Origin of the sequence: Terrirubrum flagellatum (assembly GCF_022059845.1) — a bacterium.
Taxonomy (GTDB): domain Bacteria; phylum Pseudomonadota; class Alphaproteobacteria; order Rhizobiales; family Beijerinckiaceae; genus Terrirubrum; species Terrirubrum flagellatum.
Window position 1 is genome coordinate 2,641,280 of record NZ_CP091851.1, and the last position, 18,180, is coordinate 2,659,459.

Consider the following 18,180-nt stretch of genomic DNA (forward strand, 5'->3'; position numbering starts at 1 on the left):
CATCCAGTCAGCGAGACATCCTGCCGCGCTGCGCCGCAACAGGCTCCGGCGGCGCGCTGGCGCCATCGTCTGAATTGATTAACCGGCGGCGTCAGCGCCTCGTCAATAGAAGACGCGTCCGCCATTCACCAACAGGGTCTGGCCGGTGATGAAGCGCGCCTTCTCGCTCGACAGGAAGACCACCGCATTGGCGATATCCTCGGGCTCGCACAATTCGCCCAGCGGGATCATGTTCTTTGCGCGTTCATAGGCGTCCTGTGGAATGCGCTTCATGGCGCGCGTCTTGGTCGGGCCAGGGCAGATCGCATTCACATTGATCTTGAAAGGGCCGAGCTCGCGCGCGAGCGTGCGCGTGAAGCCGAGCACGCCGGCCTTCGCTGCGGCGTAGTCGGCGGTGCCGATATCGCCATTGACGGCGGAATCCGAAGAGATGCTGACGATCTTGCCTGATTTGCGTTCGCGCATGGATTCGACGACCTGGCGCGTGCATATCAAGGTCGTCATCAGCGACACGTCGATCACGAATTCCAGCGTCGAGGGCTTGGCGAGCCAGAATTCCGAATAATTCTCGCGCGCGGTCTGGCCGATATTGTTGAGCAGCATGTCGACCGGGCCGAAATCCTTGACGATGCGGCCGAACGCCCCTTCCACCTCGGGCAGTTTCGTCATGTCGCCCACGATTAGCAGAGCGCGCACGCCTTGCCCGCGCGCCATGTCGGCGGTCTCCATCAGCGCGTCGGCCTCGCGATCGAGAATCGCGATATCGGCGCCTTCCGCCGCATAAGCGAGCGCAGCGGCGCGGCCGATGCCGTTGCCGGCGCCGGTGATGACGGCGATCTTTCCAGCGAATTGCTTGCTCATGACGTCTCCTCGATTTTTGCATCGGCGCCGTCGCGCCGTTGAAACAGGCTCAGCAATCGATAGGACAGGTCGCTCGCACCCGGCTGGCCATGCGGACTGCCGGCGGCGAAATCGCTATAGGCGCCGAGATCGGCCGGCCTGCGCGTCGCCCAATCGAGCGTGATGCTTCGCCGCGTGAAACCCCATCGGCCAGCGCGCTTTTCATAGCGGTCGAGGCTGCGGCTGCCGGTAATCACCTCCGTCGCATCGGGCCGGTGCGTGCGGTGATAATTGAGCTTGTAGACCTCGCCCTCGGCGCGATCGCCGTCGATCACGAAGAGCGCGTTGACGACATAGTGCGCCGTCGCTTCGTAGCGCGCGAGCGCAGACTGCACCCAGACCGCATATTCCGCCGGCGAGCCCCTGAACATGTCGCCATGTTCTTCGATCGCGCCGGGGTGATAGAGACTTTCGAGCAGCACGAAGTCGCGCCGGTCGACGGCGCGCGAATAGGATTCGACCAGCCGACGCAAGGCATCTCGCGCCGCGACATCGCGCAGATCGCTCTCGGCCAATCCGAAGAGAGGCTCGCTCATGTCAGCGATCCCCGCGGCTCGCGCGGCATGCCGAGACCCTGCTCAGCGATAATGTTGAGCTGAATCTCGTTGGTTCCGCCATAGATCGTATCCGCGCGGCTGAAGAGGAAAAGCTGCTGCAACCGGGCGCGACGCGGATCGTCGCTTATGATGTTTGCGTCGCCGCCGAGCACGTCCATCGCGAGCCGGCCGAGATCGCGATGCCAGTTCGACCATTGATACTTGTACCCCAGCGCCTCGCGCCCGAGCGGCGCGGAGCCATCTGCGCCGAGCACGCGCAAGGCGCTGAAGCGAAGGGCGCGCAGACCAATCCAGGCGCGCGCGATGCGTTGGCGAATGACCGGCGCGTGCGCGGCGCCATTCTCGCGCGCGATGTCGATGATGAGTTGCAGCTCCTCAGCGAAGACCATCTGCTGACCGAGCGTCGAGACGCCGCGTTCGAAGCCGAGCAGCGCCATGGCGATGCTCCAGCCTTCGCCGGGTTCGCCGACGACATCCTCCGCCGACGCGCGCGCATTGTCGAAAAAGACCGAATTGAATTCCTCGCCGCCGCCCATCTGCCTGATAGGATGAATCGTCACGCCCGGCTGGCGCAGCGGCAGCATCAGGAAGATGAGCCCCTTGCGGCCGACAGAACCTTCCTCGCAGCGCGCGAGCGCGAAAATCCAGTCGGAGACATGGGCGAGCGAGGTCCATATCTTCTGGCCTGACACGAGCCAGTCGCCGGTCGCAGGATCGCGCGTCGCGCGCGTGCGCAGCGCTGCGAGATCGGAGCCTGCGCCTGGCTCCGAATAGCCCTGGCACCAGAAGTCTTCCCCGCCGAGAATGCGCGGGAGAAAGCGCGCCTTCTGCGACTCTGTTCCGTAGGCGATCAATGTGGGGCCGATCAGCCCTTCGCCGATGTGGCCCATGCGGCCGGGGCCGCCGGCGCGCGCATATTCCTCCTGAAACGCGACCTGCTCTGTGATCGAAAGCCCGCGTCCGCCATGCTCCCTTGGCCAACCGACGCATGTCCAGCCGCCGGAAGCCAGTTCGCGCTCCCAGCGCTTGCGCAATTCGGGCAACGCATCGCCGTCGCCGGCGTGTCCGCGATGGCGCAGCGGCGCGAAGTCTCCTACGAGATGCGCGCGCATCCAATTGACGACTTCGGCGCGCAGCGCCGTCGTCTCGTCCGGAACCGCACGCTCAGGCATGTTCGTGCTCGTCAAAGAGATGCTGCGCGACGCGCTCGAGATGCGTTTCCGGCGCGCCGAACCAGGCGGCGCTCGCCTGGGCGCGCTTAAAATAGAGGTGCGGATCATACTCCCAGGTGAAGCCGACGCCGCCATGAAGCTGGATCGCCTCCTCGGCCGCGAGATTGTAGATTTCCGTAGCGGCGACGAGCGCGCCAGCGACGTCGAGCGACGCCTCCCAGTCATCAGCGCCCTGATCGACGCCTGACGCCGCGCCCCACACGAGCGAGCGCGCCGTTTCGATCTCGATCGCAAGTTTCGCGCAGCGATGCTTAACCGCCTGAAAGGAGGCGATCGCGCGGCCGAACTGCACGCGTTCGGCGATATAGGCGAGAGTCAGATCTAGGCAGGCCTGGGCGCCGCCGACCTGCTCCGCCGCCAGCAACAGCTTCGACCAATCAGCGGCGCGCGTCGCGCCATGCGCGAGCCGCGCGGGATCATCGACGCGCGACGCCGGCGCACGGTCGGCATGGAGGCGGCCAATGTTGCGCGTCGCATCGAGCGTGCGATGCGACTGGAGATGCAGGCCAGCGCTCCGCTCAAGCGTGAACAGGCCGATCTCGCCGTCGAACCGAGCGGGCGCGAGAATGATGTCCGCATTCCTGACATCAAGGACCTGATCGACGACGCCGGAGATGACATATTCTCCCCCGGCGCGTTCCGCCGTCAGCAAGATGTCGTTGACCAGAGAACCACTCGCCGGCCATGCGACTGTCGCTGCACATTCGCCCGCTGCAATGCGCGGCAGCCAGCGCGCCTGCGCCTCGTCGCTCGCGGCGTGAGCGAGCAGAGGCGCGGCGCAGCCCGCCGTCGCGAAGAAAGGCGCACACAGGAGTCGCCGCCCCGTCTCCTCCAACAGCAAGGCGAGATCGAACAGGCCAAGCCCCAGACCGCCATGGCGCTCGGGGATCGCGACGCCGCACCAGCCCAGCTCGCGCGACAGCGCGTTCCAGATTGCGTCATCGCGCGATGCGCCGGCATCGATCACACGCCTGACCGCCGAGGATGACGATCTTTCCGCGAGGATGCGCGCGGCCTCCTCGCGCATCATTTCCTGGTCAGGCGAAAGGGCGAGCCTCATGCGGCCTCCGCCGCGCGCCGTTTGCGCGCCACGCTCATGAGATCAGGATGCCGCCATCAACGGTCAGAACCTGTCCCGTCGTCTTCCGGGACTCGTCAGAGGCCAGAAACAACGCCGCCTGCGCGACATCGATAGGATCGCTGATGCCGAGGAGATAGGCGTCCCACTGCTTCTTCAAATGCGGCTCGGTCTCATAGAATTTCATCACGCGTTCAGTCGCGACGGCGCCGGGCACGACCGTATTCACGCGAATCCTGTGCGACGCATATTCCACCGCCATCGAACGGCCGAGCGCGATCACACCGCCCTTCGAAGCAGTATAGGCGTCGCGGCGCGGGATGCCCATCATGGCGACGATCGAGGCGGAATTCACGATCGAGCCGCCGCCGGCCTTGATCATCTCCGGGATGGCGGCGCGGCAACACAGCCAGGTGCCGAAAAGATCGAGTTTGATCGCGCGCCAGAATTCGTCGAGCGGCGCTTCGGTCACCGGCCCGTCGCGGCTCGTCGATCCACCGGCGTTATTGTAGATCACGTCGAGCTTGCCGAACGCCTCGATCGTCCGCGCTATCATCTCAGCAACGCTGTCGGGCTCGGTCACATCGGTCGAGACGAAGATTCCCTCGCCGCCGGCCGCCTTCAGCAGCGACAGAGTCTCCTCGCCTTCGGAAATCCGGCGCCCCGCAACGACCACCCTGGCGCCCTCGCGCGCAAAGAGAATCGCCGCTTCGCGTCCGATGCCGCCGGTCGCGCCGGTGACGATCGCAACCTTGCCTGCGAGGCGATTCATGCTGTCGCTCCATGAAGCGATCGGAGGCGTCGACGCGGACCCCCGCTCATGCTCTCATGGCCTATCGGGCGAGCCTATAGCGGCATCGTCCGAAAAGACGAAGCTGCATGACGGACCGACCGCCATAGCCAGCGGGAAGACCGGGGGAGATCGAGAAAGCATGGGCGAGGCGGCCGGCCCCGGCGATTTCATCCTGCAGACGAAGGGGCTGAGCAAGGATTTCCTCGGCTTCAGCGCGGTGCGCAATGTCGATCTCAATGTCAGGCGCGGAACCGTGCATGCGCTCATCGGTCCGAACGGCGCCGGCAAGACGACCGTCTTCAATCTCCTGACCAAGTTTCTGAAACCGAGCGCCGGCCGCATCTATCATCGCGGCGATGATATCACCACGCTCGCTCCCGCCGATGTGGCGCTGCGCGGCCTTGTGCGCTCGTTCCAGATTTCGGCCGTCTTTCCGCATCTGACCGCGTTCGAGAATGTGCGGCTCGCGCTGCAGCGGCCGCTCGGCGTCTCCTATCGCTTCTGGATGGCGGAGGAGAAACTGTCTTCGTTGCGCTCTCGCGCCGAGGAGCTGTTGCAGTCGGTCGGGCTCATCGACTTCGCCGATCTCACTGCGGCGGAGCTCTCCTACGGCCGTCGCCGCGCGCTCGAAATCGCGACCACTCTGGCGCTTGATCCCGAAGTGCTGCTGCTCGACGAGCCAACGTCCGGCCTTGGCCTCGAGGATGTCGACCGCATCGCGCAACTGATCAAGACGGTCGCAGCGACGCGCACCGTTCTCATGGTCGAGCACAATCTCTCGGTGGTGTCGCGGTTGTCGCACACGATCACGGTTCTGGCCCGCGGCCAGATTCTCGCCGAAGGACCCTACGAGACCGTGTCGCGCCACCCTGATGTGATCCAGGCTTATCTCGGCGGCGGTCATGCTTGATATTTTCGACCTGCCGCCGGCGATGATCTTCGGCCAGTTGCTGATCGGGCTCATCAACGGATCGTTCTACGCCATGATGAGTCTCGGCGTCGCCATCATCTTCGGCATGCTGCGCATCGGCAATTTCGTGCATGGCGCGCAATATATGCTGGGCGGATTCTGCGCCTGGCTGCTCATCAACCTGCCAACGCTCCTCCCCGGTCTTGGCCTGCCGGCGATCAATTACTGGTGGGCGCTCATCATCACGCCAATCCTCGTCGGCTTTATCGGCGTCGTGATGGAGAAGCTGTTCATCTCGCGCGTCTACAATCTTGAGCACGCCTACGGCCTTCTGCTCACCGTCGGCCTCGCCATGGTGATCGAAGGCCTGTTCCACCTGCGCTTCGGCTCCGCCGGCCAGCCCTATTCAGTGCCCGATATTCTCGATGACGGCGTCGATCTCGGCTTCATGTATCTGCCCTATTATCGCGCCTGGGTGATCCTGTCGTCTGTGGTGATCTGCCTTGGCGCGTGGCTGCTGATCGAGCGCACCAAGCTCGGCGCCTATCTCCGCGCCGCCACAGAGAATCCTTCGCTGGTGCGTGCTTTCGGCGTCAACGTTCCACGCATGCTGACATTGACTTACGGATTTGGCGTCGGGCTTGCCGGACTGGCAGGCGTGATGGCGGCGCCGATCTATCAGGTCAGCCCGCAGATGGGGCAGAACATCATTATCGTCATTTTCGCCGTGGTGGTGATCGGCGGGATGGGTTCGATCTTCGGCGCGATCATCTCGGGCTTCATGCTCGGCGTGATCGAAGGCCTCACGAAAGTCTTCTATCCCCAGGCGTCATCGACCGTGATCTTCGTCGTCATGGCGATCGTGCTGATCCTGAGGCCCATGGGCCTGTTCGGGCGCGACACCTCCGCGGGCCACGCGCATGAGGCGAGCGGCGGCGCGACGCGCAACGGGCTCGCTGATCGTCTCGGCCCGTGGCTCGCGCTTTTCGCCGCAATCGGCGCGATCGGGCCGCTCTTCGTTTATCCCGTCCTGCTGATGAAGATCTATTGCTTCGCGCTCTTCGCCTGCGCCTACAATCTGATCTTCGGTTATGTCGGCCTGCTCGCCTTCGGCCACGCCGCCTTCTTCGGCGCATCGGCTTACGTCACGGCGCATGTCGCGAAATTCTGGGGCGTCACTCCGGAGATCGCGCTTCTCATCGGAACTTTGTGCGCCACCGCGCTTGGCGCGTTGTTCGGCTGGCTCGCGATCCGCCGGCAGGGCCTCTATTTCGCGATGATCACGCTGGCGCTGGCGCAGATCGTCTATTTCTACGCCTTACAGGCGTCATGGACCCATGGCGAGGACGGCATCCAGGCCGTGCCGCGCGGCAGGCTGTTCGGCTTGATCGACCTGTCGAATCCAACCGCGCTCTACGCCTTCGTGCTCGTCGTGTTCCTGCTCGGTTTCGCTTTCATCCATCGCATCATCCATTCGCCTTTCGGGCAGGTGCTGAAGTCGATCCGCGAGAATGAGCCGCGCGCGATCTCGCTCGGCTACAAGACGGAGCGCTTCAAATTGATCGCCTTCACGCTGTCGGCTGCGCTCTCTGGCGTCGCCGGCGGCCTGAAGGCGATCGTGTTCCAGATCGCCTCGCTCGCGGATGTGTTCTTCATGACGTCGGCCGACGCGCTGCTCATGGTCCTCATCGGCGGCGTCGGCACGATCCTCGGGCCCGTCGTCGGCGCCGCGGTGCTCGCGACGCTGCAGAACGAGCTCGCCCAGCTCGGCGCCTGGGTGCTGGTGGTTCAGGGCGCGATCTTCGTGCTCTGCGTGCTCACGCTCCGCAAGGGTATTGTCGGCACGCTGCTGGAATGGCTTGGCGCGCGCGAGCGAAGATCAGCGAAGTCTCTGTCCGCGCGCCCGGCGGCGAGCGGCGCTCACTGACACGGCGATCTCATTGCGCGGTGTAGCCGCCGTCGATCACGAGTTCTGTCCCGGTGACGAAGCGCGACTCATTGGAGGCGAGATAGAGCACGCCATAAGCGACATCATCCGCCTCGCCGCAATGACCAAGCGGCGTCTTGCCCTCGACGATGCGCTTGTGCTCCTCGAAATCACCGCGCCGACGCAAAGTCTCCTCGAGCATCGGCGTCCAGATATAGCCGGGATGGATCGAATTGACGCGGATGCGATAGCCCGCCTGCGCGCAATGCAGCGCGGCTGACTTGGTGAGCAGCCGAACGCCGCCCTTGCTCGCGCCATAAGCCGCCTGCGCGGGATTGGCGACAAGTCCAAGGATCGAGGAGAAATTGATGATCGATCCGCCATCGCCGGTTTCGCGCATCAGTTCGATGCCGTATTTCACGCCGAGGAAGACGCTCTCCAGATTGATGCTCAGCATCTGGCGCCACTCGTCGAGCGACAGCGCCTCCACGCTGCCCGCGGGAAAGGCGACGCCGGCATTGTTGACGACGACATGCAATCCGCCGAAGGCGCGCTTCGTCTCGCCGATCACATGGCGCCAGCCATTCTCGTCGACGACGTCGAGACGCGCAAAGATCGCGTCGCCGCCTGACTCGCGAATGGAAGCCGCGACTTTCTCGCCCGTCGCCTCATTGAGATCAGCGACGACAACGCGGGCGCCTTCTCGCGCCAGCAGGCGCGCGGAGGCTTCGCCCATGCCCTGCCCGGCTCCCGTGACGATCGCCGCCTTGCCTGCAACGCGTCCCATCTTCGCCTCCGCAGCAAACAAAACGCCGCAGCTTGCTTAAGCCGCGGCGTCTCAACCTCCCGTTTAAAGCGCTCAGCTCTTCTTGACGAGCGCGCACTTCGACGCCGACAGCGGCCGGAACGCCTGATCTGCGGGCACCGTCTTCAGCGGTTCGAAGAAATCCCAGTCGCCCTTCACTTCGGCCTGCGTCTTCACGCGCATGAGATAGGTGTCGTGAATCATGCGGCCGTTCGGCATCAGCTTGCCGTTCTTCAGGAAGAGGTCGTTGAACGACGTCTTCATGAGCTGTTCCTTGACCTTCTCAGGGTCCTTGCTGCCCGCCGCCTCGACAGCCTTGAGGTAGTTGGTCGTCGCGGAATAGCAGCCGGCGTGAATCCAGGAAGAAATGCGGCCCGTCTTTTCGAGGATGCGCTTGCCGAAAGCGCGATTCTCGTCCGACGAGTCCCAATACCAGGGCGCCGCAAATTCGATGCCCTGGAGCGGCGCAAGTCCCGTCGCCTTGACCTCGACCTCGTAGAGGCCAGTCACCGCCACGCGCTGGCCGCGCTGCGCGAGGCCGAATTCGCGAATCTGCTTCAGCGCATTGACGAGATCGGGGCCGTTCAACGTCAGGCCCACCATCTTCGCCTTCGAGGCCTGCGCCTGAATGAGATAGGAGGAGAAATCGGTCGAGCCGAGCGGCGCACGCACGGCGCCGAGCAGCTTGCCGCCCGTCTGCTCGATGACGTCCTTGACCGTCTGCTCCAGCACATAGCCCGCCTGATAATCCGGCGAGATCAGGAACCAGGAATCGACGCCGCGCTGCGCCTGCGCCACCGCCGAGGTGCGCGAGATGGAATAGGCGTCATAGGCCCACGCAATGCCGTAGCCGTTGCAATCCTCTTCCGTCATGCGATCGGTGATCGGCGAAACGAAGAGGCCGAGCTTCTTTGAATCCTTGAGCAGGTTGTTGACGCCAAGCGCAATCGCCGAATTTGCGATATCGACGAGAACGTCGACGCCATCGCGATCCACCCATTGCCGCGCGATCGACAGGCCGACGTCTGGCTTGTTCTGGTGGTCGGCGGAGACGATCTCGATCGGTTGTCCCAACGCCTTGCCGCCGAAATCCGCAATCGCGAGCTTGGCCGCTTCGACGCTGCCGACGCCGCTGAATGTGGAAAACGAGCTGCTCTGGTCGTTGAGCACGCCGATCTTCACGCCGCCCGGCGACTGCGCGATCGCAGGCCGCGCGATCGTCATACTGCCCGCCGCCAGCGCGGCCATCGATACGAAATCCCTGCGCCTCATGCGTTCCTCCCCACTTTCGTTGAGGGCGCGCGTCGAGGCGACGCCCACTCATGGACGCTGCGATGCTCAGCTTCGCGAGTCCAGCAGTCGTCGTCCCTTCGGACTAGAGTCGGTCAGCGCGCCAGCTTCTCGAGCGCGTCGAGCCCGCCGCGCAATTGCTGGATCGCGTCGCCCAGCGCTTCGCTTGCGATCCGCGCGTCACGCCGCTCGGCGCCGTCGCTGAGCAGGCCGCGGATCGCGATCTCGGCGATGAAATCGGCGATCTCCTTCGGCGACTTGCTGCCGGTCGGGTGAAACCAGCGCGAGGCGGAATTCGCCATGCCGATCACCGCGAAGGCGGCGAGCTTGGGATCGACGTCGCGGAATTCCCCCGACCTGACGCCGTCCTGAATGAAGCCTGTGTAGAGATCGAGAATCTTGCGCTTGCTCGAGTTGTAGACCGGGGCGATTTCCGGCGGGATCTCCGACTCCATGCTGCTGACGACGAGAAAACGCGCGCCTGCGGACAGGCGGCGCACGATGCCGTCAACCACAGCCCGGCGCAGCCGCTGCGTCGCGGAGAGACCCTTTTCTTCCGCCAGCTTGAGCAACGCATTGTAGGGGATCAGCGCCTCCTCCTCCATGAGGGTGCCGAAGATCTCCTCCTTGTTGCGGAAATAGTGATAGAGAGCCGAGCGACCAAGGCCGAGCGCGTTGGCGATGTCGCTCATGCTGGTCTGCGCATAACCCTTGGTGTTGAAGATTTCCGCGGCGATCGAAATGAGCTGCTCGCGCACCAGCTCCTTGCGCGGATTGGGCGCAAGCCGGCCATTCGCCGGCGATTTCTCAGCGGCGCTCACAGCCTGTTTGGGGAGCTCCGCATCCGCCATGCTGGCCTTCATTGCTCGTCCTGCTCTATAGGGGCTGCGAGCGGCGGTATCACTTTTTGGAGCGCGCATCTACATCTCGCCTTTTAGGTCGCTGGCGCGAGCCGGCCTTCATTGATCATCCGGGTCAGGTCGCGCTTGCGGATCTTGCCCGCCTGAACCGGCAGCTCATCGACGAAATAGACGCGACGCGGCGCCTTATAGGCCGAGAGGTTCTCACGACACCATGCGATCACGGCTGGCCCGTCGAGGTTCGCGTCCTTCTTGCGCACCACCACGGCGACGGGAATCTCGCCCTTGCTCTCATCCGCCGCGCCGACCACGGCGCAGACCGCGACATCGGGATGCTTGTAGAGAACGGACTCGACCTCCAGCGGATAGATGTTGAAACCGCCGGCGATGATCACATCCTTCTTGCGATCGACGATGAAGAGATAACCGTCCTCGTCGAGATAGCCGAGATCGCCGCTTAACCAGCCGGCGGGCGTGAAGCTCTTCGCCGTCGCCTCGGGATCGCGCCAGTAGCCGAGCGACACGCAATCGCCGCTGATCACGACTTCGCCGACCTCCCCTTGTGGAACCGGCTTGCCCTCGTCGTTAACGATCGCGATGCGCGAGCTGCCAACAGGCAAACCAGCCGCGCCATGTTTTCTCACGCCAACCGACGGCTCCATCACATTCTGGCCGAGCGTTTCCGTTGCGCCATAGACCTGGATGACGCGCGCGCCGGACGCGTCCTCGAACTTGCGCATGATGATCTGCGGCACCGGCGATCCGCCCGTGGTGCAAAGGCGCAATGATGAGAGATCATGTCGCTTCGGATCGAGCGCTCCGACGAGATAGACGAACATGGTGGGCGTGCCGGCGAAATAGGTGGCGCGATGCTCCTTGATCGCGGCAAGCACCTTCTCCGTATCCCAGCGACCATGCAGCACGATGGTGCCGCCAGCGAACAGGCAGAGATTGAGATTGACCGTGCAGCCGAAATTCGTGAACAGCGGCACCGCGCACATATAAATTTCGCGACCGAACTGCGTGCGATGCGCGCACATCATGTCGCGCAGCGTCGAATACTGATTGAACTGCGACTGCGCGATGCCTTTCGGCATTCCCGTCGTGCCCGACGTGAAGAACAAGGCGGCGACATCACCAGGCGCGCAACGCGCGCGGGGATAGTCGGCGCTCGCTTTCTCGATCAGCGGCGCGAGCCGCTCGCAGCCCGCATGCTCGCCGCCGCCCGCCAGCAGCAGCGCGCGAAGCGTTGGAAGCTCGCCCCTGACAGGAGCTACGATCGGCGCCGTCGTCTCATCAACGATCATCGCCGCCATGTCGCTTTGCGCGACGATCGCCCTCACCTCGCCTTCCCTGAACATCGAAGTCATCGGCACGGGCACGGCGCCGATCTGCTGCGCGGCCCAGAAGCCCAGCGCCATGTCGAGCCCGCTCGGGAGATAGAGACCGACGCAGTCGCCCTGCCTTACGCCTTTCGACGCCAGCACAGCGCCAATGCGCGCCGTGCGGTTATCGAACTGGGTATAGGTGAGCGTCTCGGATTCCGCGATGATGAAGGGTCGATCGCCGAGCATGCGCACATTGCGTGCGAGCATCTCGTTCAGGCACTCCATCCCCATCTCCCCGGCGCGCGGATTTAGCCACGCGCTATGACTGCAATTGCAAGATTAGGAAAGCGCTTCCAGCGCAGGCACGTCCGAACGGACTAATGGATTTCAGGCGGGAGGAAGCCTGCCCGACAGCAATGTGAAGACGCCGGTGCAGTCGATGTCGCCGCCGCCGGCCGCGCTGAAGCGACGATAGAGATCGGCTGCAGCCGCGTTGATGGCCGCGTCGACGCCGGCGTCGCGCGCAGCCTGCGCGGCAAGGTCGAGGTCTTTCAGAAGAATCGTCGTCTTGCCTCCGGGCCTGTAGCCGTTGCTCGACGGCGCGCCCGGCACGGGCCCCGGCGCCGGACAGACATTTTCCAGCGCCCAGGAGCGTCCGGTCGAGGCCATCATGATCTCAAAGAGCGTGTCGGCGGCAACGCCCAGCCTTTCGCCAAGCGCAAAAGCCTCCGACAGCGCGCCGATGGTCGCGCCGACAACGAGATTGTTGCACAGCTTCGCCGCGAGGCCCGCGCCTGCTCCGCCGACATGGACGATCTTCTGTCCGATGCCGGCGAGCAGCGGGCGCGCGCGAGCGAACGCCTGTTCCGTTCCCCCGATCATGATGCTGAGCGAACCTGCAGCGGCCGCGGCGACGCCGCCTGACACCGGCGCGTCGATCATATCGTGGCCCGCTTGCGTTGCCGCCGCCTGCAAATCGCGCGCGGTCGCGATGTCGATCGTGGAGCAATCGACCAGCAGCGACCCTTGACGCATATTCGTGATCAATCCCCGGTCGCCCTCATAGACGGCGCGAACCTGTGCGCCCGATGCGAGGATCGTCAGCGCCGCGTCGGCGTCGGATTGCCGCGGGATCGCGTCCTGCGCCTCACCGCCCGCCGACTCAAATTCTGCGCGTCGCTCAGGCGAAACATCGATTCCGATGACCTGGTGGCCGGCCTTTCTCAGATTGAGCGCGATGGGAAGCCCCATCTGGCCAAGGCCAATTACCAGAACTTTCATTCGCCAATTCCGATCACGCCGGAGCGAATGAAAGCCCGAGCGGCTGCGCGCGGGCCGCCAGCGTTTCGTCGAAGGCGCGACGGATGGCGTCGAACGTCCATTCGCCTTTCAGCACCGGCGCCGCGATCATGGGGTGAGTGATCAGCGACAACGCATCGCCGGTGATGCGGAGAATCTGTCCATTCACCGCCGCGGAACGATCGGAAAGGAGGTAACTGACAGCCGGGGCGCTGACATCGGGGTGAGGCATCACGACGTGCGGCTGCGCGCGATTTTCGTTCTGGCGCGTCATGAAGGCGACATTCGCTTGCGCCATCGCGGTCTGCGCCAGCGGAGAGATGGCGTTCACGCGCACGCCCGAGCCCCGTAATTCCAGAGCCCAGCCATAGGTCAGCGACGCGATCGCGCCCTTGCTGGCGCCATAGCCGCTCAAGCCGACATCGCCGGCGTGAGAGCCCGATGTGACGTTGACGATAGAACCCTTGCCGCGCTCCTTCATGCGGCGCGCCGCATGAACGCCGCAGGCGACCGAGCCGCCGATATTGACGTCGAGCATGAGGCGGAGATCGGCCTCGCTCATGTCGAGGATTTCGGCCGGTCGCAGCACGCCCGCATTGTTCACGAGCCCATCGATCGCGCCGAAGGAATCGACGCAGCATTCGATCAGTTCGCGCGCGACATTCCAGGACGAGATGTCGCCGGCTTTCGCGACGGCCCGACAGCTCGCCTTTTCGATCGAAGCCGCGACGCGAGACGCTGCTTCGGAATCGATATCGTTTACTACGACGCTTGCGCCGAGGCCGGCGGCATGGCGCGCATAGGCTTCGCCGAGACCGGCGCCGGCTCCGGTGATGACAATCGCCTTGCCCTCGAGCGCGCCCATGGCGGTCATCCCGATATCTGCGCGCCATCGACATTGATGGCGGCGCCGGAAACGAAGCAGGCGTCGTCCGATGCAAGAAACGCATAGACCCCAGCGAGATCCTGCGGCTCGGCGCGCTCGCGCTTGCCGCGCAGTTTTGGTTTTGGGAATGCGATCGAGGGATCGGGGTCGCGCACCGGCGCCATGTTGGCGGTCATTGGCGTATTCACGCCGCCCGGACAGACGACATTCACACGCACGCCGAGCGGACCGAACTCGCCGGCGAGCGATTGCGAGAGCCCGATCACGCCGGCCTTCGCCGCCGCGTAATGCGAGGCGTAGGCGATGCCGCGCACGCCGGCGAGCGAAGAAGTGTTCACTATATTACCGCCGCTTTTGATCAGATGCGGCAGCGCCGCCTGAATGATCGGCATCAGGCTGTTGAGATTGACGTCCATCACGCGCGCCCAGTCCGCGGCGGAAATATCCTCGAAGCGGCAGCGGCCATAAACGCCGGCGATATTCAGCACCACATCAAGCGCGCCGAGCTTCGTCGCGGCCTCGTCCACCATGCGGCGGCAAGAGTCGTGATCGGCGGCTTCAAACAGAATCGCGTGCGGCGCGCGGCCGTAACGCGCCGCGATCTCGTCGCACGTCGCGCGCAAGGCTTTCTCATCGCGATCGGCGAGCGCAAGCTGCGCGCCTTCGCGCGCCAGCCGATCCGCGACCGCGCGCGCGATGCCCGACGCTGCGCCTGTGACAAGCGCCTTCCTGTTCACGAAACGCTCGACGCCCGCCATGGCAAATCCTCGGTGTCAGGAGGTGAGAGCGTCATGCGCGGCGGCCGGCATCCTCCGGACGGCCTAGTCCGATGCGGCAAAAGCCTCGCGCCGCCTGCGCTTTTTGACGCGGCGTCGGCGATTTGACACGCAGTCGAATTACTGACATCCGTGTTTGCGTTGCAGCCGGGCGAAGACTCGGCGCTCAGGGAGGCCAGCATGAATTCGCATCCTTCTCGCGGCTTCGCAGGGAGCTGAGCGGAAGGCGCAATCATCGCGCCGCCGCTTCGTCATCGCCTTCGCCGGCCGCCTTCCAAGGCGACCAGGATCGTCACTCGGGTCAGGGTCCAGCGAACATGTCGCAACATGCTTTTTCCGTCGCCGAAATCGGATCGCTCGTCGATCGCATTTATGACGATCTGCTCGGCGGCGCGCCGCTGCAGCGCTCGGTCGACCTCATCCGCTCGAAATTGTCCGCGGCCTATGCGGTGCTCACGATCGAACGGCGCGCGCAGACGCCTGATCGCATGACCGTTGTGTCAGGCGATGATCTGCCGGCGGAAGCGCGGGAGCTCGCCTCGCATGACGGACGCATGCGCGCCGGCGATAGCCGCTTTGGCGCGACTCCCCTCTTCCTCGAACATGCGCATCACATCGCGGCCGCTGAAGCAGGGCAGAAGGAAGAATATCATCTGCGCATGTTCCGGCCGCGCGGGGAAAGCCCTTTCGTCGAGGACGACACGTCGCTCTGCTCGATGCTGCTGTCGCATGTGCGGCGCGCGCTCGAATTCTCCGCGCGCATCGGCAAGACCGAGACCGAGAACAAGCTTTATTCCGGCGTCATGGACAAGTTGCTGATCGGCGCCGTGCTGTTGGATCGCAAGGGCTATGTGTTGCAGACCACATCCGCGGCCTCGACAGCACTGCAATCGCGCAATGGATTGCAACTTGTCGGCCAAAGGCTTGCGGCCACGTCCGCAAAAGATGACCGAGCTCTGCAGGCGGCCGTGAAGGACATGATCGCGCCAGGCGACGCGTCGCCCGCTTCGCGCGCGCTGTCGCTGACGCGGCCGTCAGGCGCGCGCAAGCTTGGCGTCATCATCCAGCGCATCGGCGCGGACGAGAACTGGCATGGCGTCAGCGGCGCCGTCGCGGCCGTCTTCATCCGCGATCCCGAATGCAACACGGAGGTCGAGATCAGCCTGCTGTGCGAGCTGTTCGATCTCACGCCGGCGGAAGCCGCTGTCGCGCATCGTCTCGCGAATGGCCTGTCGCTTGAAGAAACCGCGGAAGCGCTGTCGATCAGCCGCAACACGGTGCGCGCGCATCTGCGCTCGATCTTCTCGAAGAGCGGCATCACGCGCCAGACCGAACTCGTGCGGCTGATGCTCAACAGCGCCGCGGTGCTCGGCCCGCCGCGCAACCGCATGAACTAACCGGCGCCGGCGACTCCAGTCGCATGGCGAGTCCCACGATCCTTCCCTTCCGCGGAAAGCGTCCGCGCATCGCCGCGAACGCCTTTATTGCGCCGACGGCGACGATCATCGGCGATGTCAAGATCGAAGACGGCGCGTCGATCTGGTTCGGCGTCGTCATTCGCGCCGATGTCGGTCCGATCCGCATCGGCAAGGGATCGAACGTCCAGGACAATTCGGTGCTGCATGTGGGCGACGATCCCGGAGGCACGCACATCGGCGATGATGTGCTGATCGGCCATCTCGCCATGATCCATGGTTGCGAGATTCAGTCAGGCTCCTTCATCGGCATGAGCGCGACGGTGCTTGACGGCGCCGTGATCGAAACCGGCGCGCTCGTCGCCGCGGGAAGTCTGGTGACGCCGGGCAAACGCATCGGCGCGGGATGGCTGTGGGCCGGACGACCCGCGAAGCCAATGCGCAAGCTCGGCGCGACCGAGCTTCGCATGATCGAGAACGGCCCGCGGCATTATCGCGCCATCGCCGATGCCTATGCGGCGGAAGCCGCCGCCGTCTGATCAGCGTTATTTCGCCAGCACCATCGTCCAGAATGGCGCGTCGCTGTCGGCGCGGGCGACGCCGATGCGCGTCATCGTCGGCGACAGAAGATTCGCGTTATGCGCCGGCGACGCCTTCCACAATGCGATCGCGCCTTCGAGCGTCGTCGGCCCCATGCCGAGATTCTCCGCCGCGGCGTCGACGCGATAGGCGGAAATGCGGCCGGAGAAATCGCCATGGGAGAGTTCGCCGTCGCGCGCGACGACGCGGGCCTGCGTTGCGGCCGCGGCCGTTATCTGTGGATCAGGTTTGACGGGACCAAGGCCGCGTGACGCGCGATAGAGGCTGACCAGCTTGGCCGCCTGGGCGACGTTCACCGGTTTATCGATGACCGTGACGGACCGGCGCGGCGAGGCGCAGCCGGCGAGCAGAGCGGCGCAGAGGATGACGAGGGCTGGCTTGATCAGTCGCATTGGCGGACGAGTCCGGCTCCTTCAATCTGGAGCCGAAAGTGCCCCCTGCCCCTTAATTCCTCGTCAAATCCGCGTGAAGTTCGTCGGGTCCGTGCGCCCGCCTGCGGCTTTCGATTGCGGACTTGCTGATCCCGCCGGCGCGTTCGACAGTGCCCCAACAAGCAGGCGATGTTGCAACGCAGCAAATGAGTGACAGATTCGAGTTCCTTCTCGCCCTCGCAAGGGAGCAGCATTTCAGCCGCGCCGCAGAATCCTGCGGCGTGAGCCAGCAGACTTTCTCGGCCGCCATCAAACAGCTCGAGGAGCGGTTCGGCGTTCTGCTGGTGCAGCGCGGCTCGCGCTTTCAGGGGTTTACGCCGGAAGGCGAGCGGGTGCTGCAATGGGCGCGCCGCATCGTCGGCGACATGCGGGCGATGCATGAGGATGTCGCCAATTTCCGCAAAGGCGTTTCCGGCCATCTGCGCATCGCCGCGATCCCGACGGCGCTGCCCATGGTCGCCGGCCTGACAACCCCCTATCGCGACGCGCACCCCAATGTGCGCTTCACCATTGAATCAACAACCTCGACCGACATCCTTGATCTGCTTGAGAATCTGAAGATCGACGCCGGCCTGACCTATCTCGAGAACGAACCAGTCGGGCGGGTCACGACAATCCCGCTCTATCGCGAGCGCTATCGACTCCTGACCGCGGCGGAAGGCGTTTTCGGCGACCGCGCCGAGGTCGCCTGGGAGGAGCTTGGACGCGCGCCGCTCTGTCTTCTCACGCCCAACATGCAGAACCGACGCATCATCGATCACCAGCTCCGGATGAGCGGCCATGAGCCGGCGCCGACGCTCGAATCCAACTCGATGATCGTGCTGATGAGCCATGTCCGGACCGGCAAATGGGCCAGCATCATGCCGGCAGTGCTGGCGGAGACACTGGGCCTCACCTCGCTGGTTCGCTCTATCCCGATCGTCGACCCTGACATCGCTCACACGGTCGGGCTGGTTATCCCGCACCGCGATATCATGAGCGCCACGGTGTCGGCCCTGGTGGGCATCGCGAAACAGGCGGCGGCGGTCTGGGCGGTCGGCGAACATCCCGTTCCATCACAGGAGACGACTTAACAAAAAATTTTTGTCGCCCG

The 18,180-nt window shown here is 64.4% G+C and carries 18 protein-coding genes and 1 pseudogene; 6 read left to right on the top strand and 13 right to left on the bottom strand.

Annotation, left to right across the window (positions count from 1 at the left end; genetic code table 11):
* Positions 1–102: 102 nt before the first annotated feature.
* The 5 genes from L8F45_RS12840 to L8F45_RS12860 are packed head-to-tail and all read right to left on the bottom strand — an operon-like array spanning position 103 to position 4,539.
* Positions 103–861, bottom strand: coding sequence for an SDR family NAD(P)-dependent oxidoreductase (locus tag L8F45_RS12840; RefSeq protein WP_342363254.1), 759 nt, complete (start codon positions 859–861; stop codon positions 103–105).
* Positions 858–1,436, bottom strand: coding sequence for a nuclear transport factor 2 family protein (locus tag L8F45_RS12845; RefSeq protein WP_342363255.1), 579 nt, complete (start codon positions 1,434–1,436; stop codon positions 858–860). The genes L8F45_RS12840 and L8F45_RS12845 overlap by 4 nt, the downstream gene beginning before the upstream one ends.
* The gene (locus L8F45_RS12850) at positions 1,433–2,629 is read right to left on the bottom strand and encodes an acyl-CoA dehydrogenase family protein (RefSeq protein WP_342363256.1); all 1,197 of its coding nucleotides are present in this window, start codon (positions 2,627–2,629) and stop codon (positions 1,433–1,435) included. Before L8F45_RS12850 ends, L8F45_RS12845 begins: the two co-directional genes overlap by 4 nt.
* On the bottom strand, positions 2,622–3,749 hold the full coding sequence (locus tag L8F45_RS12855; RefSeq protein WP_342363257.1) for an acyl-CoA dehydrogenase family protein: 1,128 nt from the start codon (positions 3,747–3,749) through the stop codon (positions 2,622–2,624). Before L8F45_RS12855 ends, L8F45_RS12850 begins: the two co-directional genes overlap by 8 nt.
* Positions 3,750–3,783: 34 nt before the next feature.
* Positions 3,784–4,539, bottom strand: coding sequence for an SDR family NAD(P)-dependent oxidoreductase (locus tag L8F45_RS12860; protein WP_342363258.1), 756 nt, complete (start codon positions 4,537–4,539; stop codon positions 3,784–3,786).
* A gap of 160 nt (positions 4,540–4,699) precedes the next feature.
* Here L8F45_RS12860 and L8F45_RS12865 point away from each other — a divergent pair, with 160 nt between their 5' ends.
* The 3 genes and pseudogenes from L8F45_RS12865 to L8F45_RS12875 all read left to right on the top strand — a co-directional run bounded on the left by L8F45_RS12865 (position 4,700) and on the right by L8F45_RS12875 (position 7,397).
* Positions 4,700–5,470, top strand: a complete 771-nt coding sequence (locus tag L8F45_RS12865) for an ABC transporter ATP-binding protein (RefSeq protein WP_342363259.1) — start codon at positions 4,700–4,702, stop codon at positions 5,468–5,470.
* Positions 5,463–6,368, top strand: a pseudogene (locus tag L8F45_RS12870) (branched-chain amino acid ABC transporter permease); the annotation flags it as partial. The gene L8F45_RS12865 and the pseudogene L8F45_RS12870, both read left to right, overlap by 8 nt.
* A 138-nt stretch (positions 6,369–6,506) precedes the next feature.
* A complete protein-coding gene (locus L8F45_RS12875) occupies positions 6,507–7,397 on the top strand; it encodes a branched-chain amino acid ABC transporter permease (protein ID WP_342363436.1) in 891 nt (296 codons plus the stop codon).
* Positions 7,398–7,407: 10 nt separating this feature from the next.
* On the opposite strand, the gene L8F45_RS12880 is transcribed toward L8F45_RS12875, so the two are convergent.
* The 7 genes from L8F45_RS12880 to L8F45_RS12910 all read right to left on the bottom strand — a co-directional run bounded on the left by L8F45_RS12880 (position 7,408) and on the right by L8F45_RS12910 (position 14,623).
* Positions 7,408–8,184 (bottom strand): glucose 1-dehydrogenase, encoded by a 777-nt coding sequence (locus L8F45_RS12880; protein ID WP_342363260.1) that lies wholly within the window; start codon positions 8,182–8,184, stop codon positions 7,408–7,410.
* Positions 8,185–8,256: 72 nt separating this feature from the next.
* Positions 8,257–9,474 (bottom strand): ABC transporter substrate-binding protein, encoded by a 1,218-nt coding sequence (locus L8F45_RS12885; RefSeq protein WP_342363261.1) that lies wholly within the window; start codon positions 9,472–9,474, stop codon positions 8,257–8,259.
* Positions 9,475–9,587: 113 nt separating this feature from the next.
* Entirely contained in the window at positions 9,588–10,355 is a 768-nt protein-coding gene (locus tag L8F45_RS12890) for a TetR/AcrR family transcriptional regulator (RefSeq protein WP_342363262.1), read from the bottom strand.
* A gap of 71 nt (positions 10,356–10,426) precedes the next feature.
* The gene (locus L8F45_RS12895) at positions 10,427–11,965 is read right to left on the bottom strand and encodes a class I adenylate-forming enzyme family protein (protein WP_342363263.1); all 1,539 of its coding nucleotides are present in this window, start codon (positions 11,963–11,965) and stop codon (positions 10,427–10,429) included.
* Between the two features lie 102 nt (positions 11,966–12,067).
* Complete coding sequence (gene mmsB / locus L8F45_RS12900; RefSeq protein WP_342363264.1) at positions 12,068–12,961, bottom strand: 3-hydroxyisobutyrate dehydrogenase; 894 nt, start codon at positions 12,959–12,961, stop codon at positions 12,068–12,070.
* Between the two features lie 13 nt (positions 12,962–12,974).
* On the bottom strand, positions 12,975–13,844 hold the full coding sequence (locus L8F45_RS12905; protein WP_342363265.1) for an SDR family NAD(P)-dependent oxidoreductase: 870 nt from the start codon (positions 13,842–13,844) through the stop codon (positions 12,975–12,977).
* Between the two features lie 5 nt (positions 13,845–13,849).
* Entirely contained in the window at positions 13,850–14,623 is a 774-nt protein-coding gene (locus tag L8F45_RS12910) for an SDR family NAD(P)-dependent oxidoreductase (protein ID WP_342363266.1), read from the bottom strand.
* Between the two features lie 335 nt (positions 14,624–14,958).
* Here L8F45_RS12910 and L8F45_RS12915 point away from each other — a divergent pair, with 335 nt between their 5' ends.
* Together L8F45_RS12915 and L8F45_RS12920 are read left to right on the top strand one after the other, a co-directional pair.
* Complete coding sequence (locus tag L8F45_RS12915; protein ID WP_342363267.1) at positions 14,959–16,038, top strand: helix-turn-helix transcriptional regulator; 1,080 nt, start codon at positions 14,959–14,961, stop codon at positions 16,036–16,038.
* 23 nt (positions 16,039–16,061) lie between these two features.
* A complete protein-coding gene (locus tag L8F45_RS12920; RefSeq protein WP_342363268.1) occupies positions 16,062–16,595 on the top strand; it encodes a gamma carbonic anhydrase family protein in 534 nt (177 codons plus the stop codon).
* Positions 16,596–16,601: 6 nt separating this feature from the next.
* Here L8F45_RS12920 and L8F45_RS12925 read toward each other — a convergent pair whose 3' ends face one another.
* Positions 16,602–17,048, bottom strand: coding sequence for a CAP domain-containing protein (locus L8F45_RS12925; RefSeq protein WP_342363269.1), 447 nt, complete (start codon positions 17,046–17,048; stop codon positions 16,602–16,604).
* 185 nt (positions 17,049–17,233) lie between these two features.
* Here L8F45_RS12925 and L8F45_RS12930 point away from each other — a divergent pair, with 185 nt between their 5' ends.
* The gene (locus L8F45_RS12930; protein WP_342363270.1) at positions 17,234–18,160 is read left to right on the top strand and encodes a LysR family transcriptional regulator; all 927 of its coding nucleotides are present in this window, start codon (positions 17,234–17,236) and stop codon (positions 18,158–18,160) included.
* Positions 18,161–18,180: the final 20 nt, after the last annotated feature.